Raw genomic sequence first — 23188 nt, forward strand, 5'->3', positions numbered from 1 at the left:
AAATGGACATCCATTTCACCCTCAAGCATTTTCTCCAGTACTTGGGCATGCAACTGTTTAAGAAACTTGCTCACATCGGCTTCTGTTTTGAACTGGCTAAGGAACTCCTTGCTTAATACCTCATCAGGCACTACGTGATTCTTTTCTTTCATAATCTTCTTCATTTTGCAAATGTATAAAATAAAAAATACGAGACTCAAACTTGAATCCCGTATTTCCATTTACACAAAATATTTTATAGTGCCTTGAAAATGGAAACGTCTATTGGGAGGTAGAGTATCATCATTTCAATAGTTAATACTAAGCTTCTTGTATGTTAACAACCTATATCTCAAGTATTAATAGTCTATACGTTGGCTATTAATACTTGAGATATAGGTTGTTTGTATTTTTTCTATTAAGAAATCCATTTATTAAAACGGTTCTATATAAAGAAGTAATTATTGAATTACCAATTATCGGATTCGTTACCAACCAGGCCATTTTTTACAGCCTCTTCAATTTTATCCATGATAACATTTGAATATGCGTGAGCCATAACCAATGCCTTCGATGAAGTCTTTTTAGCTTTATGCGCATCTTTTTCTACGAAAGGATAGCATGTTTCAAGTGCCCATTGTTCGTTAGATAGTGTAGGTTTTGTGGAGCCATTGGAAAAAGCAGACATAACGCCACCACCAATTGATTTTTCGACATCATAGCACTGTACAGTATAGGTCACACGAATTTTTTTGTCCTTGATGTCAACTTTTATAATTGGATGCATGCTGACAATATATGCGTTCATTCCGCCTGTATGACCAGCAATACCAGCAACATATCCTTTGCCAATAATAACTCCAGCTTCTTTGTCATTAAGTTGAATGACAGAGTTTGCATCATTAAAAGACTCAACAAACCAATGATTAAGAGTAACATATAATTTCTCTTTTGTTTGTTCTCCACACTCAATGACTTGTGTGTACGTCAAAGAATTGTTTTTATCTAATGATAATTGAGAGCCTATATTGGCTGCTGCGTTTTCCCACTTATCACCAAACTTTTCTTTGGCGTACTTTTCAAGTTCTTCACTGCGCATAAGTTGTGCGCTTACACTAATTGCCATAAATCCAATTAGAATACTGAAAATAATTCTTTTCATACAAAATGTTTTTTTCTTTCCCAGTCCCAAAAAGAAAGATGTTAATAATTATAATGTGTTAGGTTGGAATTGTAAAATTGTAGTTCAAATCCGGAAGATTTGCTGTCATTGATATATGTGATTACATTATTATTTTTGGAATATGCTGTAATTGATACAGAAGAATCAATAGAAAAGAATACTTGTGCTTTCATAACGTTTGTTTTGCTTTTTTTATTTCGTACAAAGTTATTACAAAAAGAAGATAATCGCAAATTTTTGATGAGTATAATTTATGTATATAACTCTTTTTTATTATAGAGAACTAAATTTTCCGTAATACTTATCTTCTCATGTGAATACTAAATTATATAATTTCATATTGGTGTCTGAACTTACTATAATCTTTTGATAGCCGTATGGCTACAATTCTGGCTATAATTCTTTCAAATGACAAGATTGAAGAGTTTATTCAGTATTTTGGAATAGATGCATTTGAATCTGAATATGTTATTTGCCATGCCATTACTACTTCGACTGGATGAATCACGAGTTCTTCAAACGTTTGAGAATGTTTTAATTTTGAACTATTCTTTTTTGTAACGAATGGAAGCTTCGCCTCCACTGTATTCGTTACTTGGTATTCCTGAACTTTGAGGGACTATGCGTAGATATTTGTCTTCCATCCATATAGCTTGTTTTCTTCCATAAGTATACATCTTAGTTGTGATAATAAGAAACAGTTCACATTTTGTTGTGTTTTTGGCATAATCTTCGTTTTTTAGAATAGAATATGTACCTTCGTAAGTAAATTTGGGTGAATGTATATCTGTAAAAGTCCCATCGGAATTAAATATATACTCTTGATCCCAAGCACCATAAGGAATAGCTTCCCACTCGCCACTCCATGTCCTGTCGAAGCGTTGTGCTCCTTTCCAATGCCCTACGATATCCTTCTTCATAGCTTGGTACATCTCTTCTTGATGCGCGAGTGCTTTTTCTTCATCGGTTAGTTTTGATTCGTCATTTTTAGAGCAAGCTGTGAATAACATGGTGAATGTTATTGCTACGAGAAATAAAAGATTTTTCATATTTTATAGTCTTTAGTTGTTTATTGTTTGTTGGATGCAAGTGTACGGAATATTATTAAGATAGCTAGAGATCTGAGAGTAAATATATATATTTTTTTTTGTTTATACGCAGAATGCTGTGAAGCCATCTCTTCTTGTGTATATTTAAAGAAAGAATTCAATTAGATTGTTGCTTCCTGATTACATAATTGAGCAATATTAGTAAAACTATTTCGTAATTAGTTTCAACCCTATTTGAAACACTTCGTTTCAAGGCATGAAACAAAGTGTTTCCAGTAGTGAAACGAAGTGTTTCACGCCGAGAAACTAATAGTTTCATACGGTGAAACTATTTTTGAAACTAATCGCTGTAGGTGAAGAGGCGGTGAGCTTGTTGCCCTTCACCCGCAAACTCTTTATTCATCGAAGATACAGAGAAAAGGTGAAAGAGGAAGTGGAAAGATTGAAAATAAATATCCAGTGGCAAATTTTATTCGATTCTGTAATGATTCGGTACTGTATTAGAAATGTATATACTCACTGTATCGGATATGGAATGGAAAATGGCAATATATCTTACAAGGAAGTCTTGTTCCGGTGCTACACCGGCAAATAAAGCAATACGGCATCACTGACTTTTGATACCGTTTGTAGGATATATAGATCCAACGTATTGGGTATATAGCTCCAATAGTTCAAGGATTAGTGCTTGACAACTAGGATATTAACTCCTTGATAGTAGATATTGTATAAGTATATCCGGATTAGCTATAATGATATTGGTTTTAGTTCAAGGGATGTTTTACAAAGACAAGGTGAAACCGATAATGTTCTGTTTCACCTGCATTTCCCCCTTGCTTTCACCCGCTATTGCCTTATTCATCGGTATTTCGAGAATTAGGTGGAATTGATGAACCGCATTATATTATAGTTACATTTTTGATGCCTAATTTATAAGGAAGGTAAGTTGCACAGTATTTCGTTACCGAATGATTCCATGATTCTTCTATTTTATCAAATTCGTGACTCTAACGTAAGTGTCACGGATTCAAAGAAAGCTTTTCTTTTGAGTGTTGCCTTTGATTCTATCCGGTTGGCTGTGGATTTGAAGAACGATTATGCCGAGATAAAAGGGTTCACAGTGCGTAATATGCAATACATGGTGCAGTTCTTCAACGAATATAATCAAGAACTTACAATGGTGAAAGGGGCTGTTGCTATCGGCAAACTCAATTTCTATTGTTCTGCCGTGGATGATATTCTTTGCCGTGAGGGTGATAACCGGACTATCGGACTGCTACTTTGTAAGAGTGAAGACCGCATCAAGGCTGAATATGCCTTACGCGACATTCAGAAGCCTATCGGCATCTCTGACTATGAGTTAGGGCAAGCCTTGCCGAAAGACTTCCGGGGTAGCTTGCCCACGATTGAAGAAATTGAAAAAGAGTTGGAGGCAAAATGAAAAAAATACTTATCCTAATTTTATGTTGTGTATTGTGAGATGTAGACTCTGAAAATCGACCATTTTTAGAAAACGACACTAATGGAATTGCAAGAACCATTAAAGTTGACAAGAGAATTTAATACCAAATAATTTATAAAACAACGTTTATATACCAAATAATCATATGCAAATATCAGCCCCTAAATCAACAGAAAAAGCTTTAGAAAAATTGCTTGATAAAATGTATATCAGCAATGTAAGTAAACGCTTGAGAGAACTCAATCAACCCAATGATATTGATAGGAAAAGATGGATTTGGGAGTTGCTGTAAAATGCAAAAGATACAATAACAAACAACCCGAATAGAGATAACATTAAAGCTCGAATCCTTATTGATGGCGGCCTGGTTAAGTTTCAGCATGATGGCGACCCATACCACCAGACCACATATATCTATCATGTCAATTCAGAATCGGGGCGTCGTGCAGTATAATTAGGCAAGGAGAATTTCAAAGAAAACATTGCGCAAACTCTATTATTCTGCAAAGAATTGTCTTCTGTAGAGTTAATAGACAATGGCGAAAGAACATCAATTGAACGTATAACAGATACTCCAATTACAGACGAACTTCATCAAACTTAGTTTAGAATTATTGCTGGTGATACATTATAAAAATAGGTTGCGGTGCTTTTCATAAGTCAGGTATTGAACATATAGTCCTCCCAGATAAGCCTGGTATAATAATAGATGGTGGAGCATTTGACCAATGTCCAAATTTAAAAAAAACTTCATTCCGGAAGGTTATGATATAAGTATAACATCTGGGTTATTCAGTTCTTGTGAAGCTTTGATAGAAGTGACAATTGGAGAGGGAGTTACTACAATACCGTCAAGTTGTTTTGATAGGTGTATTGCTTTGAAAAAGGTTATATTACCATCTACCATATCTATGATCCAAACGAATATATTATTTAATGATTATTCAATGGAAACCCTTGCTGTTAAAGCTGTAGTACCTCCAACAGTAGAAGGTAGTGATTTTGGATATAACTTTAGTAATGCATGTAAGATATATGTGCCTGATACTTCCGTGAATATTTATAAAGACAATAGCTGGTGGTCTCAATATGCAAGTAGAATACATCCTTTGTCAATGTTGTCAAAAGATTAGAAATGTAGATACAAGAAAATCGCCCTGCTTTTATTAAGTGGGGCGATTATTTATTGGGCGTGGATGCACGCATTTTGATTTCCGCGTCCAACACGATTGAATGATTGGGAGATGCCGGATTCTTTATTTTTTCTAAAATAAGTTCGGCAGCTTTTTTCCCCATTTGGTACAAAGGCGGTTCTACTGTAGTTAATTTGGGATAGACTATGTTGGAAAGTTCAGTTCCTGAAAAACTGGCTACGGCGATTTCTTCGGGTATTTTTTTTCCAAGTTCCCTCAATCTGTTCATAGCTCCAATCGCCAATGTTTCCGTAAAAGCGAAAATTGCATTAAAAGGAATATTTCTTTCCACTAATATATCCGCTGCTTTTTTCCCTTCCTCAAAAGTCATACCCGTTTTTATCAACATATTATTCTTATCAAAAGGAATCCCGAATTTAGCCAAAGCGTCTTTGTATCCTCTGACACGTTCTATGGAGTTGTAAATATCGTCCGGTCCCTGTATATGAACAATCTGTTTGCGTCCGCTTCGGATCAGACTTTCTACGAGAAAGAATGACTTCATATAATCGTCCACTATTACTTGCGGGACTTCAAGTCCATAGGGAATGCGATCGTAAAACACCATGGGCATTCCCGCTTGCTGTAAACGAGCATATTCCTCCTTATTCCTTTTATAACTGCAAAGGCAGATGATGATGCCATCCACCATGAATCCTTCCATCAGTTGCAGGTTTTCTTTCTCTTTTTCCGGATCTCCTCCCGACTCTGCAATAATCACCTTTATATTCTTGGTGTGAAGCACTTCTTGTATTCCGTTTATTACTCGTGAAGCAAATGGCGTAACCATTTCAGGCACTATCACTCCCACGGTATTAGTATGTCCGTATTTAAGGTTGATTGCTACAGGGTTTGGTCTATATCCCAATCTTTTAGCCGCTTCTATTACCTTTTCTTTTGTTTCTTTACGGATATTCTTGTCATCCCCCAATGCACGAGATACAGTGGAGACGGATATTGACAAATGTCGAGCGATGTCTTTTATGGTTATATACTTCATGCTGAATGATTGTTTAAATCAAAGCAAAGATATTGATTTCAAACAATAAATCCTAATATTGGAGTAAAATACGAATCCCATTTGCTTTTGTGCAATGCTTTTGTAACGTTTGCAGATTTTGGGAACGTTCCCGCAATCGTTTGCAGGCAAAAGAGTTAGGAAAAAACTTTTTTTCAAGCTCTCATTCTTTATCTTTGCTACATCAACGTGATGTCGAACTAAAGAAAAAGAACTATGAAAACACACCTCTTTTCTTGTAAGTGCGGTCGAAAGCACATCAAAGTTTACTATCTATTTGAACCGGTAATAATTAAGATATATGAGTGATTTTAAGGCGATTCATTTTGAATTTAGCACCAACGTTTAAATGAAAGGATAAAAAAACGGTCATGGACAAGAATGTACGAAGTATAGAAATTTCGAAACGGGTTCCAATTGTGGGCAACTATGATGTAGTTGTCTGCGGTGGCGGACCTGCTGGTTTCATAGCGGCCATTGCGGCGGCTCGCAGTGGTGCGAAAACTGCTGTTGTGGAACAATATGGTTTTTTAGGTGGAATGGCTACAATGGGGCTTGTTACTCCTTTGAGTGTATTCACCTATAATAATGAAAAGGTGATAGGCGGTATTCCATGGGAGTTTATCGAACGGCTGGAGAAGATGGGAGGCTGTATCATTGAGAAACCTCTTGGCAACGTAGCTTTTGATCCGGAGCTTTACAAGCTTTTATGCCAGCAAATGATGCTGGAAGCCGGCGTGGATATGTATATGCATTCTTACTTAAGCGGTTGTCAGGCAAAAGACGGCAAAATATCCTGTATCCTCTTTGAGAATAAGAATGGGACAGAGGCCATCAGTGCCGATATGTATATCGACTGCACTGGGGATGGTGACCTTGCCGCTATGGCGGGTGTTCCGATGCAAACAGATGAGTGTAAACCTCTGCAACCTCTTTCTACCTATTTTATATTAGGAGGCGTGGATACAGATTCGCCCATGATAATTGATGCCATGCACCATAATAAACAAGGGCAGAATTGTCATTGCATTGCAGTTCGTGAGAAACTTTTGGCAATGAAAGAGGAGCTTGGCATCCCCGAGTTCGGAGGTCCTTGGTTTTGCACCACTCTTCGTCCGGGTGAAGTAACTGTTAATATGACCCGTACTGCAGGAAATGCCATCGATAATAGAAATTTTACTGCAGCGGAATGTCGCTTACGGGAAGATGTATTTAAAATAGCACGAATCTTTAAAGAGAACTTTGATGAGTTTAAAAACAGCTATGTGACGACAGTCGCCGTACATGCCGGTATTCGTGAGACACGCCGTATCAGAGGTGTACATACCATTACAGCAGAAGAATATGTGAATGCTTATAAATATCCTGATAGCATATCACGAGGCGCACATCCTATAGATATCCATGTCGCAGCAGGTGCGGAACAGAGCGTAACTTTCCTTAAAAAAGCGGCGTATGTACCTTATCGCGCTCTTATAGCTGAAGATTTTCCGAATCTGCTCGTAGCAGGACGCTGTATTAGTGCCGATAAGACTTCCTTTGCGTCACTTCGCGTTCAGGCAAGTTGTATGGGGGTAGGACAAGCCGCAGGAGTGGCAGCCGTACAATGTATAAAGGCAGGTGTGACAGTACAAAAGGCTGATATTCACAATCTCATAGAGGAATTAAAGAAACTTGGAGCAATTATATAAAGAATATGGAACGATTAGATTATATTATTATTTTACTCTACTTTCTCGGATTGATTGCCGTGAGTGTTGTGATGTCCCGGAAAATCAAAAACTCCGAAGATATGTTTATTGCCGGACGAAATTCTTCGTGGTGGCTGTCGGGAGTCTCTTCCTACATGACCATCTTTTCGGCAAGTACTTTTGTCGTTTGGGGAGGTGTCGCTTATAAATCGGGACTTGTTGCAGTAGTTGTTGCACTTTGTCTTGGTTTAGCATCGTTTATTGTCGGTAAATGGATCTCGGGCAAATGGCGGGAGCTACGTATTAAATCGCCGGGAGAGTTTCTCACCATCCGGTTCGGACACCGCACAGTGAGTTTTTACACGATTTCAGGAATTGTAGCCCGTGCGGTGCATACGGCAGTGTCTCTGTATGCGGTAGCGGTTGTGATGTGTGCGTTAATCAAAGTAGATGGTGGCAGTATTTTGGCAAGTACAGGTATGGTGGGCGATTCACCGATGGGGTACCTTAGTATTTGGTGGGCGCTTCTCATTCTTGGTGCCATCGCTCTTGGATACACCATTGCCGGAGGATTTCTTGCGGTACTAATGACTGATGTTATTCAGTTCGGAGTACTTCTGACCGTGGTTGTATTTATGATACCTCTTTCATTTAACGCAGTTGGAGGCGTAAGTGTATTTATCGATAAGGCAAATGAGATACCGGGATTCTTCTCGGGTACATCTCCAACCTATACATGGGGGTGGCTTTTACTGTGGGTATTTCTCAATGTGTCCATGATTGGCGGCGATTGGCCGTTTGTACAGCGATACATAAGCGTACCTACTACAAGAGACGCGAAAAAGAGTACTTATTTAATAGGAATTCTTTATCTCGCCACTCCTCTCATCTGGTATCTTCCTACCATGATTTATCGTGTGATGGAACCCGGACTTGCGCTTGATTTGGATGCAACTACAATGACTTTCAACGGTGAACACGCTTATGTGAATATGAGCAAACTCGTGCTCATGAAAGGAATGGTCGGCATGATGTTGGCAGCGATGCTATCGGCCACATTGAGCAATGTTTCGGGTATTTTGAATGTATATGCCAATGTATATACCTATGATATTTGGGGACACAAAGAGAAAAACCGTCAGGCAGATGAGAAAAAGCGTATAAAGGTAGGACGTCTCTTCACATTTGCCTTTGGACTTGTGATTATCGCTTTGTCAATGCTCATTCCGTTTGCCGGAGGTGCCGAAAAGGTGGTAGTAACCCTTCTTACTATGGTGATGTGTCCTTTATATATTCCGTCGATATGGGGACTGTTCTCAAAGCGGCTGACAGGCAACCAACTTATTACCGCAATGATTCTTACTTGGTTCGTTGGTATTATGGCTCGTATCATAATTCCCGCCTCCGTTATTAGTCCAAGCCTTATAGAGTCTGTTTCCGGTTGTGTACTTCCCGTACTTATCCTTGCAATAATGGAAGTTTGGTCGGCACATAAAAAGTATGAGGACAATGGTTATCAAGCCATTTGTGAATATACTGATCCTGAAGCTGATCGCGAACCGACATTAAAAGAGAAGAAAGCGGTATTAATTTATTCGCATTTGGCCGTTAACTGCTTCTGTATCACCATTGGTGTCGTTGCGCTTTTGCTGATTGGTCTGCTTATTGTTGGCGATCCGAAGACGCTTGCGGTCAAAGGAATCGTAATAGGAAGCATCGTACTGATGGTTGCCATGATACTTGCTTATGTGATATACAGAATTATATATGCAAGACGTCTGAAAAATGTCTAGCTAGTCAATTATTAATAACCCTAAATACTAATCAAATGAATCTAAAGATGTTATTGTTTGCAAGTGTGTCGCTTGTGCTTTTTGCATCTTGTCATACCTCGGATGATCCGTATATGACACTCGCGACAAAGACACTTGATGTAGAAGCAGAAGGTGGGCTTTTCACCGTTGATCTTTCATCAAATGTCTATTACAGAGTCAATAACGATTGCCAGATCGATGGAAGTGATAGCCATTGGGCAGTTGTTGATTCGTATGAGACACAAGGTGAGATTACTAAATTTACAATCAAAGTCTCTGAAAATTCGTCGACTAGTTCACGTGTCGGTGCCATTCGTTTCATTGGCGATGATGTAACTCCTCTAAAGCTGGTTATTACCCAAAAGATGATTGTTCCTAAAGGCATCAGTCCTATAACCGAATCGGTCGACGCAACTACAACGGAATCTTCGTTCAAAGTCTTCGGTGATAAGGAGTGGAATGCTGTATGTACAGATGCAGATGTGACCGTTTCTCCTGCAAATGGGTTAGGTGAATGTGATATTAAACTTACTTTCCCGGAGAACAAGACATTTGCCAAACGGACAATTAAAGTAACAGTAACCATCCAGGATGATACGGACTATACCTATACTCTTGTACAAGATGCTTTCTCGGGCATTTTGGCTGATTGGGACTTGAATAGTTTAACTGCCAACACAAGTGGAACATTTGTTGATGATGAGGCACAATCGGTATTCCCGGGAGCCAATGGCAAGTATCTTGCTCCAAGTGCCGGAAGTGGTAAAATTGAGTATTGGGCATGTGACCGGACTGGTTATGTAGCGCAGAATGCCGTATGCAGCCGTGCTGTAGGTAGTAAGGGTGACCCGTATGTATCAGGAGCTATTCCCGGTGATTATTGGTATGTCTATGGGGATATGAAAGGTACGACCATTCCTGCCGGTACCAAGATACACTTCTATTTTGTGACCAAATTAGGAACGATGTGTTCCAACTACTGGATGATCGAGTTCAAGGATGGAGAAGAATGGAAACCGGCTCTTCCGACTTCGACTCTTCAGGAAAGTGCGACAGAGACACTGTCGGGTGCACCTATTAATTACTCGGCAACTATTACCTACAACTTTGCGGGAATGTTGCTCGATACCAGCAACAATGGTGCATATATCCCTGCCGAAGGAATATTTACCACGACTAAAGATATGGACGAGATTGTGTTAAGATTTGGACAGGCAGGCCGTTTATGTCTTAATGGCGCCAAATTCGCTGGAAAGTATATAGACTGGACACATGCAAGCGGCCAGACACGTTTTTCAGCGCAACATCCGAGTAACCCTGAAACAGGTGAGGCAATCAAAGAGTATAACGAACATGTATTGCTTGAAATCGTAGAATAAATAGTATGAAAAAAAGTATATTAAGCCTGTTATTGGCATGTTTCCTGCAAATCAATCTGGCTTTTGCACAGAATGTAATGAAGGGTGTCGTTAGCGATGCCAATGGTCCTCTTGTCGGAGTGGTGATCCACGATAAAGACAATGGAAAAGGTACTACCTCCGATATGTCGGGAAAGTATGCGCTCAATGGCGCAGAATCAGGGCATACAATAGAATTCCGTTATCTTGGTTATGTGACCGAGACTGTGGTATGGGATGGTAAAAGTGTAGTAAATATGAAACTTAAAGAGGATGCTGTACAACTTGAAGAGACGGTTGTTATCGGCTATGGATCTGTAAAAAAGAAAGATCTTACAGGTGCGGTCGGGGTAATCAACAGTTCGCTTATCGAGAAACAGAGTACTTCTCAACTTTCACAATCTTTGCAAGGACTGATTCCGGGACTGACGGTTACCCGTTCGAGCAGTATGCCGGGAGCGAGTGCTACGGTTCAGGTACGTGGTGTGACAACAATGTCTGATTCGAGTCCGCTTATCCTTGTCGATGGTATGATGGTCAGTAGTCTCGATAATATAGCAAGCGAGGATGTACAGCAGATTACTGTACTTAAAGATGCGGCTTCTGCATCCATCTATGGTGCCCGTGCAGCTGCCGGTGTTATCTTGATAACAACGAAGGAGGCAACCGAGGGACAACTTTCGATCGGTTATAACGGAGAGATTTCGTTGTCTTCTCCTACCGAATTTCCGAAATTCCTGACCGACCCTTATCACTACATGACAATGTATAATGAATGGTCGTGGAATGATGCCGGTAATCCTGCGGGAGGCGAGTTTGCCAACTATTCACAGGATTACATCAACAACTATGCTAACAACAATAGGTATGATCCCATTCAATATCCTATCTATGATTGGAAAGACGCCATTCTTTCGAGTACCGCTATGCGCCATAAGCACAACTTGACAATGACGTATGGCAACAAGGTAATCAAGAGCCACACTTCCGCTACCTACGAAAATGCCGACGCTGTCTATAAAGGTTCAAACCACGAAAGAATCTCTATCCGTTCGCGTAATAATCTGAAGATTAGTGATAAACTTTCCGGTTCTATTGATTTCTCGGTACGTTATGCTACGAAAAATGACCCGACTTCCGGTAGTCCGATTCGTGCAGCTTATATGTATCCTTCCATTTATTTAGGACTTTATCCGGATGGTCGTGTTGGCCCCGGTAAAGACGGCAGCCTTAGCAATACGCTTGCCGCCTTATTGGAAGGCGGAGAGAAGAAGACCGTATCCAACACAATGACCGGTAAATTCTCGTTGAGCTATAAGCCCATAAAAGATTTGACCCTTACTGCCAATCTGACTCCTACCGTCGGAACTGTTTCGATCAAGGAGATGAAGAAAGCCATACCTGTTTACGATGCATACGAAACCGATGTTATGCTGGGATATGTTTCGGGGTATACTTCTAATTCGCTAAGTGAAGAACGCCGTAACATCAAATCATTAGAGAAACAATTCATCGCTACATACGACAAGACCTTCAGCAAGGTACATAACTTCAATGCCATGGTCGGTTATGAAGATTATAGTTATACGTATGAAACGATGTCGGGATCGACAAACGATATGTCTTTGTCTTCTTTCCCTTATCTTGATTTGGCGAACAAGAATGCCCTTGCCGTAGCCGGTAATTCTTATCAGAATGCATACCGTTCATTTTTTGGCCGTGTCATGTATAATTACGACAGCCGTTACTATCTCCAGATTAATGCTCGTGAAGACGGATCTTCACGTTTTCACAAGGATCACCGTTGGGGATTCTTTCCGTCCGCATCGGTGGGTTGGGTAATCTCTAATGAGAAATTCATGCAAAACATAACCCCGATAAGTTATCTGAAGTTCCGTGCTTCTATCGGTACTCTCGGTAACGAGCGGATTGGAAATTATCCTTATCAGACATACATTTCATTCAATAATGCCATTATGTATGACAGTGCAGGTTCTACGCCCCAATCCTCAATGTCCGCCGCGCAACAGGATTATGCGTATGAGAATATCCATTGGGAGAAAACACAGAGCTGGGATATAGGTGTGGATGCCGCTTTCTTTAACAATCGTCTTGACTTTAGCGCAGACTATTATTATAAGAAGACAACAGATATGCTCTTGTCGGTAGCAATCCCGTCGTTTACAGGTTATTCGGCACCTGACAGGAATGTCGGTAAAATGCACACTCGCGGTTGGGAAGTGAAACTCGGCTGGTCTGACCGTATCGGAGATGTAAGTTATGCGGTAAGTTTTAATGTCTCTGATTACAAGTCTATAATAGATAACCTTAACGGCAAGCAGCAGTTTAACAGTGATGGTACCATTATTACTGAAGGTGCAGAATATAACTCATGGTATGGATATAAGACTGCAGGTTTGTTCCAGACCGCAGAGGAAGTCAGTGAAAGTGCTTTGCTTTCGGCTTCTACCAAACCGGGTGATGTGAAATATGTAGATGTCAGCGGTCCGGATGGCACTCCTGAAGGAATTATCAATGAGACATACGACCGTGTAGTGCTTGGCAGCTCATTGCCACATTATCTATACGGAGGTTCTATTAGTTTGGGCTGGAAAGGTCTCTCTTTCTCCCTACTCTTCAATGGTGTCGGGAAACAACTTTCACGCCTCACCGAAAGTATGATTCGCCCCATGCAGGGACAATGGCTTCCGGCTCCGTCAGTCCTTCTGAACGACAATGGCAGCCGTAATTATTGGAGTGTGTACAACACTGCAGAGCAGAACGCAGCAGCCAGCTATCCCCGTTTGAGTCATCAGGGCGGTGAATACAACAACTACAAAATGTCGGATTACTGGCTCAAGAGTAGTGCCTATATGCGTATAAAGAATATCAACGTTGGCTATACAGTTCCTAAGAAAATCGTCTCTAAAGTCGGAATCAAGGGACTTCGGGTGTACGTCAATATCGATGATCCATACTGCTTTGATAGTTATCTTTCGGGATGGGACCCTGAAGCAGGCGCTTCTACCTATATCACACGCACTTATACGTTTGGAGTGGATATCAAATTCTAATGGAGTATGAAAAAATTACATAATATGAAAAAAATACATGTATTGATTTGCATGATAGCTCTTCTATCTGTAACTTCTTGTGTGAACCTCGATCTGAATCCTCCTTCAGCTGCATCCAGCGAAAACTGGTTCTCGTCACCGGAGGAAGTTCGAATCTCATTGAACGATTTTTATCGCAGTACTTTCTTTGTTATAGAAGAAGGTTGGACGCTGGACCGTAATACGGATGACTGGGCGCAACGAACCAACATTTATACTATTGCGGCAGGTTCACTGAATGCGTCTTCTACAAGTAATCCTAACATCAAGACTGTTTGGAGTTACACGTATAAGAACATTAGTCGTGCCAACCGGATTTTGGAGGCACTCGACAAACTTGAAGGCAAATATTCCACCACTGAACTGAATACACTTCGTGCCGAAGCCCGTTTTTTCAGGGCGTTTGCTTATTCACGTTTGATTACTCTTTGGGGAGATGTTCCTTTCTACCTGACTTCGATTACTCCGGAGGAAGCATTTGAGATGGGACGTACCGACAAAGCTGTCGTTCTGAAACAAATTTATGAAGATTATGACTATGCCGCAGAAAATTTGCCGGCCGCAAATAATAATAGCGGCGCCACCCGTGTGGACAAAGGAACGGCTTATGCTTACAAGGCTCGTACCGCTCTCTATCAACACGACTACGGGACTGCCGCAAAGGCTGCGCAAGACTGTATGGATCTGGAAGTATATGACTTAGCCCCTGATTATGGAGAACTTTTCCGCGACAAGACAAGAGGAAGCAAAGAAGTTATCTTCTCTGTTGCTCACTCAAGCGACCTTGAGTTGGATGAAGACGGTAAACCTACTACACAGGCTATCGGTTCCTTTATTGCCCGTTCGGCAGGCGGTACACATAATGCACAACCTTCGTGGGAACTTCTTGCTGTCTACGAAATGACGAATGGCAAGACGATTGATGAACCGGGCAGTGGCTTTGACCCTCACGATCCATTTGCCAACCGTGATCCCCGTTGCCTGGAAACATTTGCAGCTCCCGGCAGCCGTATCTATGGTATTGAGTGGAATCCTGCGCCAAACGCACTCGAAGTAATGGATTATACGCAAAATCGCATGATTACAAACAAAGATTCCAAAGGCGGTTTGGATGCATCCAACTGCGCTTACAATGGTTGTTGTCTGCGCAAAGGCGCACAAGAGTCATGGCGTACTACTTTGTATAACGACAACCCCGTCATTCTCATGCGTTATGCAGATGTCTTGTTGATGTATGCCGAAGCTAAGATTGAGTTGGGAGATATTGACGCTACTGTTCTTGCTTGCATCAACGATGTCCGCGCCCGTGCTTATGGCACCACCCGTACACAAACCAACGACTATCCGTCCATTACGACAACCGATCAGACAGCATTGCGCAAAGTGCTCCGTCGTGAGCGTCGTGTGGAGTTTGCATGGGAAAATCTGCGTTATTTCGACTTGCTTCGTTGGCATCAGTTTGAGAATGCTTTCGGACACAATATGTACGGATTTACCCGTACAGCCAACAGGGCAAAGGAATACTTTGCGGCAGGCAACTGGTTTTGGCCGGAGACTCCGACATTTGACAAAGACGGATTTCCTTCTTTTGAAGCGATGGCCGACGGAACCTATATCGTCCAGCATGGTGAACGTAAGTATGATGAGAAGATTTATTTATGGCCATTGCCAAGTGATGATGTATTGATAATGAATGGAAAACTTGTTCAAAATCCAGGGTACTAACTTTATTAAATAAATGATATTATGAGCATTGGAGAAATTTTATTGCACAGTCGCTATCAACCATTGAAAAGGGTGTTGAGCTATGATGTATTCAACACCGGCTTTAACGGCTGGATGACATTGATGCCTAACTTTACGGAATATCCCGATTTTGATGTTCCCAAGACATTGGTCAATAAAGACCAGTGGCCACCGGTCATGCTTAGTTCCGCTACTTTCAGGTATCCGGGCACTCACGGGGCAATGTCCGGCACTTACTCTCTTAAACTTTCGACAAGACCTGTTGCCGCTCCTTATACGGAGATTCCGGCGGAAGGCTGTCTGGGACATGCCATTAAGCGGCTGTCGTTCTCTCGTCCGGGCTGCAAATATTTGCAGATAGAATGTTGGTTTACATACACGGCGGAGCAGGATGTGGTGGATGGCGGTGACCGTCCACAACCGGGTTTGCATGAGAGTTCCATCCGCGATTTTGGTCTGGGATTCGATGTACAGGAGGGTGGAAAACGCTACCATGTAGGAGTCCGCTATCTCAATGCAGTAGATGGCAAATTAATGCAGAAGTGGCAGTATGAACATTCCAATGAAGACATTACCGACCGTGATTGGGCTTATGGACTTGACGGAGACTGGTGTAAGAGGGGAGTTGATCCCTGGTGGTTCGGCCGCCGTTATCCTAATGGCGACCACGATGGGTTTAAGGATTTGAAAGATGGTCATCAGAAACTCATTTACAATGAGACCGACTGTAAACTCAATTGGCAATACATGCGTCTGAAACTTGACACACAGCTTCGTGAATATGTCGAGTTCCAATGTCAGGATAGAATTTGGGATATGCGTGGCATTGCAGCCGATACCGTTGACGGATATGACCGCATCGACAATCTTATCAATCCTCTTTTCTGGGTGGGTACTGATACCAATCGTCGTGTATTCTTTTATATAGATTCTGTTGTTGTTTCACAAGAATAAAAGGAGGTATGTAATATATGAAAATGTTTAATGATTCCCACCTTGAGGTAAAAAAGTTCTTTAAAGGCACTTTCTTCACTCATCCTTACGAGGCTGGTTGGGCAGATGAGGCTATATTCTTTGTTATGGTTGAGAAAATAGAAGGAGATCCCGTATTCGAAGGTCGTGTACAACTATCGCAAGACGGTATACATTGGGCTGACGATGGTAGTGAGCCTGTAATCTTCAAAGGACTTGGCCAACATATTATAAAGGTAAATTCAAATTTTGGTAATTATATTCGTCTTGCCGTCAGCATTGAAGGCGGAGAGATGTTTTTAAATCTTCATATAGCATGCAAAGGTTAATATTTATACTTAGTCTGTTCATCCTTGCGATTGTAGGATGCAGCTCCAATGAGTCTCACTCATTTTTGATTCGTCCGGATGGAGGTGGAGAAGATGCTGTCACTGAAATAGAGGTAGGTAAAACAATTCCTGCCTGGCAAGAGGGTATGATGGATATTCATTTCATCAATACGACTACCGGTGAAAGCATGTTTGTAATATTCCCGGATGGTACGCAAATGCTTATCGATGCCGCAAGTTCGAGTGTTACGACCAACTCTAATAGTAATACGACCAACACCGGTATCCGTAGTCGTTGGGATCCGACTCTGACTTCTACCCGTGGTTCACAGATTATAACTGACTACATCCGTAAGTGTATGGTATGGACAGGTAACAGTACGATTGATTATGCAGTACTTACACACTTCCATAATGACCACTTCGGCGGTTATACTTCCTCCTTGCCGAAATCTTCCAACTCCAGCACTTATTCGTTGATAGGTTTTGCCGAGATTTTCGACAATTTCAAGATTGGTACGCTTCTCGATCGTGGCTATCCCGATTATAACTATCCGTTCGACATGGCAACCATGGCAGACAATGCTCCAAGTTGTAGTAACTATATCAATGCAGTGAAATGGCATGTCGCCAATAAAAAGTTTGATGCTGCGATATTCAAAGCAGGGGCGAATAATCAGATCGTTCAAAAGTATAATCCTGTGAAGTATCCTACTGCAAAGGTGCAAAACGTGGCAGTGAATGGAGAGATCTGGACTGGTTCGGGCACTACCACAAAGAAAACATTCCCTGAACTCTCGGAGATTTCATACGAAAACAGCAAGAACATTACCTCCAGTGACAATTGTCCGCCGGAGAACATAACCAGTTGTGTGATGAAAGTTTCGTATGGCAATTTTGATTTCTTTGCCGGAGGCGATCTTCAGTATAACGGACGTTCGAGTCATGCGTGGAAAGATGCCGAACTGCCTTGTGCAAAAGCGGTAGGTCAGGTGGAACTGATGAAAGCCGATCATCATGGAACGAGCAACACCAATCAGGCGGATGCTCTGAAAGCACTCAATCCACAAACGATTGTTGTCAATTCGTGGGTAGATTGTCATCCCCGTACCGATATACTGAATTTGATGGAGACAACACTCCCTGCATGTGATATATTTATCACTAACTTTTGGCAGGGCGATCGTCCCAGCGGAGTAGACGACCGGGTAACGGCGGAAGAGGCTGCGAGAGTAAAGGGATATGATGGACATATTGTAGTTCGTGTGACCGACGGAGGAAACAAATACAGAGTTGTGACGATCACCGATTCTGACGGAGCAATGACCGTTAAGACTATTTCCGGTCCATATACAAGCAGATAATGAATACAAAATACTATGATGTAATAGTAGCAGGTGCAGGTCCTGCCGGGATATGTGCGGCTGTAGCCGCCGCCCGGCAAGGAGCACGTGTTGCTCTTATCGAAAGATACGGAGTCATCGGAGGTAACCTGACCGCCGGGTATGTCGGCCCTATTCTCGGTAGTGTAAGCAAGAACACGATGCGCGATGAGGTTTGTGCTATTCTTGGCGTCAAAGACAATGACTGGATTGGCGAACATGGAAATGCTCACGATTTCGAAGAGGCAAAACTTACATTGGCAGAATTTGTCGCCAGGGAAAAGAACGTCGATGTCTTTTTGCAATGTTGTGTGTCGGATGTTATTCGTGACGGAAAGGTGGTAAAAGGCATTAAGTGTGCAAGTAACGAGGGGACGCTCTGTTTTGAAGCCGCGGTTACGATCGACTGTACCGGTGATGCCGTGGTATCTTTTCTTGCCGGTGCAAAAATAGAAAAAGGACGTGCTGACGGACTCATGCAACCTGTAACCCTTGAATACACCATTGACGGAGTAGATGAATCGAAAGGGATTATCTGTATAGGAGATGTAGACAATGTCCAACTGAATGGCGAGTGTTTTCTTGATTGGTGCAAAAAGAAAGCCGATGAGGGCAAACTTCCCCGGATGCTTGCTGCCGTGCGTTTGCATCCGTCAGTCAGACCGGGTTGCCGTCAGGTAAATACGACACAAGTCAATAGGGTGGATATTACTTCGGTAAGCTCTATTTTCGCCGCTGATCTTGAACTTAGGCAACAGATACGTCTCCTGACTCAATTCTTGAAAGAAAATTTGCCGGGTTACGAAAACTGTAGAGTGATCGGAAGTGGTACAACAACCGGAGTGCGCGAAAGCCGCAGAGTGATGGGGGACTATGTGATCGATGCCGATGAGATGGCGGAAGGCTGTCGTTTTGCCGATGTGGTAGTACATAAGGCATTGTTCATTGTCGATATACATAATCCTGACGGAGCCGGACAGGCAGAACCGACCATACAATATTGCAAACCATACGATTTGCCGTATCGTTGTTTTCTTCCGTTGGGCTTGGAAGGGCTTCTTGTGGCGGGACGGTGCATATCGGGTACTCACAGAGCTCACGCTTCATATCGTGTCATGAGTATTTGCATGGCGATGGGAGAGGCCGTTGGCATTGCCGCTGCCATGAGTGCGTTGCAGCATTGTACTCCGCGGGCTCTCGATGTAGGAGAGTTGCAGAAACGGCTTGAATCGTTAGGCGTAGAGCTGTTTGATTAACGTAAAACATAATCATACTTTAAATTTATAGAGCATACTTATGAAGAAAATATATTTGTCTGTCGTGTGCCTATTGATCTCTATTCCCCTTATCGCGCAGTTATATGTAGAGCCGGAGAAGGAGGTAGAATGCTCTGTCTTCCTGACAAAGGAAGGACGGGGGCGAGCACAGCAAGGACTTGAAATATGGGATGATTACATATTCTCGTGCGAGGATGGAGGACACGTGAATATCTATGATTTCAAAAGTGCTGATCCGAAACCTGTGGCAGGCTTTGAGTTGGCGTCCTCCCATCCGGACAACCATGTAAATAATGTATGCTTTGGCGTCGAGACAAAACGCGGAGCATCGTTTCCTCTCTTGTATATTACAAACGGGAAGGTAGGAAGCGAGTTGGAATGGTTGTGTTTTGTGGAGAGTATCACCCGTCGTGGAAAACGTTTTAGCAGCGAAATCGTACAGACAATTGAACTCGATGGTTCGAAGTGGGCGGAGAAAGGATATGTCTCTATCTTCGGCGCACCAAGTTGGCTGGTCGATCGGGAGCGAGGATTTATATGGATATTCTCGGCGCGTAAACGCACTGTGGCGAAGGTGACAAAGCATGCATGGGAAAACCAGTATGTTGCCACCAAATTCCGTATACCGTCATTGAGTGAGGGCGCAAAGGTGCGCCTCGACGAAAATGACATTCTCGATCAGGTGGTGTTCCCCTATGATGTGTGGTTCACACAAGCGGGCTGTATGCATGATGGCAAAATCTATTTTTGCTTCGGAGTTGGGAAACAGGATGACAACCGTCCTTCCTGCATTCGGGTGTACGATACTGATAGGCGGACAATTGCTGCCCGATACAATGTGCAGGAACAGGTTATTTACGAACCGGAAGATATTGTGGTCAAAGATGGAGTTATGTATGTCAATACCAATACAAATGCGAAAAAGACGTCCGATCTTCCTTGCATATTCAAACTCTCTCTTCCGAAAGAAAAGCCGATGGCCGAAAATCCTCTCGACGAGATACGCCGAGACCCGGAACGTGCGGGCGGAGTGTATTATGTGACCGATCTTTCACATCCGGTTACGCCGGCACCCAAAGGATATAAGCCTTTCTATATAAATGGCTATTTCCGTCACGGAGCGCGTCAGATAGACGATGCGGTGACTTATCCTGCCATATACGGCGTATTGGAGAAAGCTCATACCACAAACAACCTTACCAATTTTGGGAAAGCACTGTACGAACGTCTTGAACCGTTCAAGAAGAATGTGTTTTACAAAGAAGGCGATCTGACACAAATCGGTTATCGTCAGACAAGGGAAATAGGCCGGAGGATGGTACAAAACTATCCGGAAGTATTTGAAGGTCATCCCTATTTGAAGACTAACGCAACGAATGTGCTTCGGGTGGCGGCTACCATGCAATCTGTAAATTCGGGGATTTTGTCGTTGCGTCCCGGACTTGAATGGGCAGAGATAGACAACTCCCGTTCGTTCCTTACCATGCTGAATCCTTATGGCAACGTATGTCCCGACAGGAGTTCGCTTGATAAGTATATACTTGGTAAAGAAAACAGTTGGTATAAAAAATATCGTTCATATATAGATGAAAAGTTGGATGTGGATGCTTTTTTTACAAGACTGTTTATAGACATTGCACAAATAGAAAGTGAGTATGACAAGTACGACCTGATCCACCGCTTCTGGTTAATGGCGTCGCTTATGCAATGCCTTGATCGCCAAGTGCCTATATGGGACCTTTTTACAGAAGAGGAAATATTGGCTTGGGCGGAAATTGAGAACTATAAGTATTTTGCGCAGAAAGGTCCTGAACCGGTCTCTCACGGGCGTAGTTGGGGACTTGCGTCACGCACGTTACGCCATTTATTAGATGAGTCTGCCGAAGATCTGGTTCGCAAGCGTCATGGTATTAATCTCAACTTCGGACATGATGGCGTTCTTATGGCCATCTTGACAAATCTGCAAGCCGGGACGTGGGCGCGTGAAGCCAGTAATTCCAAAGAAGCGTTGCGGAGTTGGAAGTATTGGGATATTCCGATGGGTGCGAATCTTCAGATGGTATTTTATCAATCGGAAGATAATCCGGACGTTTTAGTTAAGTTTATGCTGAATGAAAAAGACCTCCGATTGCCGTTGGAAGCGGTTGAAGCATCTTATTACAAATGGAATGAGGTTTATAAATTCTATATAGAACATTGCGACAAGGTGGAAAAATCACTTGCCGAAACATTGAAATTATCGTATGAAGACTTTTAATTATAATCGTGCTGAAATAAAGGCTGGAATAGTACATTTCGGCGTTGGAAACTTCCATCGAGCACATCTTGAAGCTTACACAAATCTTTTACTTGAAGATCCGGCACAAAGATGCTGGGGAGTATTCGGAGCCATGATTATGCCTACGGACGGGGTATTGTTCAACGCCCTCAAGAAAGACGACGGCATATATCAGTTGACGACATGCAGCCCTTCCGGCGAACAGGATAGCATGCTGATTGGTTCGCTTGTAGAACTTGCATGGGGGGAAATAGATAGTGAGCCTATCATCGCAAAAATAGCATCGGAGGAGATAAAAATCATCTCTCTCACCATTACCGAAGGGGGATATAAGGTCGATTTTAACCAGTCGCGCAGTGTGTTTTGGTATGTAGCCGAAGGACTTAAACGTCGGATGGCGAAGGATCTACCGATCACTATTCTTTCGTGTGACAACATGCAAATGAACGGTAACGCTGCCAAATGTGCGTTTATGTCATACTTCGAAGCGAAATATCCTGAGGTGGCAGCGTGGGCGAAAAAGAAAGTGACGTTCCCGAATTCGATGGTGGACCGAATCACTCCCGTAACAAAACCGGGTAAGGGCACTGATGTGTGTTGTGAAGACTTTATACAATGGGTGATTGAAGATAATTTCATTGCAGGCCGTCCTGCATGGGAGAAAGTAGGAGTTACATTCACCCATGATGTGACTCCGTATGAAATCATGAAATTAAGTCTTCTCAATGCGTCACATACCCTTCTTTCTTATCCTGCCTATATGGAAGGATTCAGGAAGGTCGATGCTGTAATGGCAGACGAGAGGTATCGTGCAATGATAAAGCTGTTTATGAATAGGGACGTTACTCCTTATGTTCCGGTTCCTGAGGGCGTTGACCTTGAAGCGTATAAAGCCCAGCTTATCGAACGATTTTCAAACAAGGCGATCAGCGATCAGGTATCACGGCTTTGCGGCGATGGTATTGCTAAGTTTGCCGTTTATGTAGTACCCATACTCAAACAGATGTTGCAGGATGGGAAGGATATTTCGATAGAGGCTTTCCTGATAGCTGTTTATTGCAAATACTTGATAGGTGCGCGCACCGAGTCCGGTGAAAATATAGCTATCTCCGAACCTCACATCACCCCGGCGGACAGGAAGTTGATTTCCGGAGGATCACCGGCCGAGTTCTTGAAGATATCACCTTTTGTGTCATTGGGACTGGACAAATATCCTGTGTTTATGGAAAAGTATGAGCAGTTTTATGCCATGCGGGTAGCGGAAGGGTTGAAGGTCTTATTACAGTAAACAACTAAAAAAATACA

General features: G+C 42.3%; 17 protein-coding genes and 1 pseudogene. 14 read left to right on the top strand and 4 right to left on the bottom strand.

Annotation, left to right across the window (positions count from 1 at the left end):
* The 3 genes and pseudogenes from I2I04_RS23500 to I2I04_RS09340 form a co-directional block, all read right to left on the bottom strand.
* A pseudogene (locus tag I2I04_RS23500) lies at positions 1-164 on the bottom strand (IS256 family transposase); the annotation flags it as partial.
* Between the two features lie 284 nt (positions 165-448).
* Positions 449-1141 carry a DUF4468 domain-containing protein gene (locus tag I2I04_RS09335; RefSeq protein WP_195654873.1) on the bottom strand — a complete coding sequence of 231 codons (693 nt, stop codon included), beginning with the start codon at positions 1139-1141 and terminating at the stop codon, positions 449-451.
* A gap of 566 nt (positions 1142-1707) precedes the next feature.
* On the bottom strand, positions 1708-2211 hold the full coding sequence (locus I2I04_RS09340; protein WP_195654874.1) for a hypothetical protein: 504 nt from the start codon (positions 2209-2211) through the stop codon (positions 1708-1710).
* A 322-nt stretch (positions 2212-2533) separates the two neighbouring features.
* Between I2I04_RS09340 and I2I04_RS09345 the strand changes: the two genes are divergently transcribed.
* The 3 genes from I2I04_RS09345 to I2I04_RS09355 all read left to right on the top strand — a co-directional run bounded on the left by I2I04_RS09345 (position 2534) and on the right by I2I04_RS09355 (position 4806).
* On the top strand, positions 2534-2806 hold the full coding sequence (locus tag I2I04_RS09345; protein WP_143258215.1) for a hypothetical protein: 273 nt from the start codon (positions 2534-2536) through the stop codon (positions 2804-2806).
* A gap of 381 nt (positions 2807-3187) precedes the next feature.
* Complete coding sequence (locus I2I04_RS09350; protein WP_195654875.1) at positions 3188-3652, top strand: PDDEXK nuclease domain-containing protein; 465 nt, start codon at positions 3188-3190, stop codon at positions 3650-3652.
* 749 nt (positions 3653-4401) lie between these two features.
* Positions 4402-4806, top strand: a complete 405-nt coding sequence (locus I2I04_RS09355) for a leucine-rich repeat protein (RefSeq protein ID WP_195654876.1) — start codon at positions 4402-4404, stop codon at positions 4804-4806.
* A 46-nt stretch (positions 4807-4852) separates the two neighbouring features.
* Here the strand turns inward: I2I04_RS09355 and I2I04_RS09360 are convergent, their stop codons facing one another.
* Positions 4853-5866: a LacI family DNA-binding transcriptional regulator gene (locus I2I04_RS09360; protein ID WP_143258221.1), complete on the bottom strand. Its 1014-nt coding sequence runs from the start codon at positions 5864-5866 to the stop codon at positions 4853-4855.
* Between the two features lie 389 nt (positions 5867-6255).
* Here I2I04_RS09360 and I2I04_RS09365 point away from each other — a divergent pair, with 389 nt between their 5' ends.
* From I2I04_RS09365 to I2I04_RS09415, 11 genes are read left to right on the top strand one after another with little or no spacing between them, the layout of a single operon-like run.
* Positions 6256-7575: an FAD-dependent oxidoreductase gene (locus I2I04_RS09365; RefSeq protein ID WP_195654877.1), complete on the top strand. Its 1320-nt coding sequence runs from the start codon at positions 6256-6258 to the stop codon at positions 7573-7575.
* Between the two features lie 5 nt (positions 7576-7580).
* Positions 7581-9368 (top strand): sodium:solute symporter family protein, encoded by a 1788-nt coding sequence (locus I2I04_RS09370; protein ID WP_143258223.1) that lies wholly within the window; start codon positions 7581-7583, stop codon positions 9366-9368.
* A gap of 35 nt (positions 9369-9403) precedes the next feature.
* Positions 9404-10768: a BACON domain-containing protein gene (locus I2I04_RS09375; RefSeq protein ID WP_195654878.1), complete on the top strand. Its 1365-nt coding sequence runs from the start codon at positions 9404-9406 to the stop codon at positions 10766-10768.
* Between the two features lie 5 nt (positions 10769-10773).
* Complete coding sequence (locus I2I04_RS09380; RefSeq protein ID WP_195471562.1) at positions 10774-13860, top strand: SusC/RagA family TonB-linked outer membrane protein; 3087 nt, start codon at positions 10774-10776, stop codon at positions 13858-13860.
* Between the two features lie 24 nt (positions 13861-13884).
* Positions 13885-15624, top strand: coding sequence for a RagB/SusD family nutrient uptake outer membrane protein (locus tag I2I04_RS09385; RefSeq protein ID WP_195654879.1), 1740 nt, complete (start codon positions 13885-13887; stop codon positions 15622-15624).
* Between the two features lie 21 nt (positions 15625-15645).
* Positions 15646-16599 (top strand): DUF6772 family protein, encoded by a 954-nt coding sequence (locus I2I04_RS09390; protein ID WP_143258227.1) that lies wholly within the window; start codon positions 15646-15648, stop codon positions 16597-16599.
* A gap of 17 nt (positions 16600-16616) precedes the next feature.
* On the top strand, positions 16617-16946 hold the full coding sequence (locus tag I2I04_RS09395; RefSeq protein ID WP_004304776.1) for a hypothetical protein: 330 nt from the start codon (positions 16617-16619) through the stop codon (positions 16944-16946).
* Positions 16934-18310, top strand: coding sequence for a ComEC/Rec2 family competence protein (locus tag I2I04_RS09400; RefSeq protein WP_195654880.1), 1377 nt, complete (start codon positions 16934-16936; stop codon positions 18308-18310). Before I2I04_RS09395 ends, I2I04_RS09400 begins: the two co-directional genes overlap by 13 nt.
* Complete coding sequence (locus I2I04_RS09405; protein WP_195654881.1) at positions 18310-19584, top strand: FAD-dependent oxidoreductase; 1275 nt, start codon at positions 18310-18312, stop codon at positions 19582-19584. The genes I2I04_RS09400 and I2I04_RS09405 overlap by 1 nt, the downstream gene beginning before the upstream one ends.
* A 40-nt stretch (positions 19585-19624) precedes the next feature.
* Positions 19625-21862 (top strand): histidine phosphatase family protein, encoded by a 2238-nt coding sequence (locus I2I04_RS09410; RefSeq protein ID WP_143258230.1) that lies wholly within the window; start codon positions 19625-19627, stop codon positions 21860-21862.
* Complete coding sequence (locus tag I2I04_RS09415; RefSeq protein WP_143258231.1) at positions 21849-23171, top strand: mannitol dehydrogenase family protein; 1323 nt, start codon at positions 21849-21851, stop codon at positions 23169-23171. The genes I2I04_RS09410 and I2I04_RS09415 overlap by 14 nt, the downstream gene beginning before the upstream one ends.
* Positions 23172-23188: the final 17 nt, after the last annotated feature.

The organism is Bacteroides sp. 1001136B_160425_E2, from assembly GCF_015559655.1.
Lineage (GTDB): Bacteria > Bacteroidota > Bacteroidia > Bacteroidales > Bacteroidaceae > Bacteroides > Bacteroides luhongzhouii.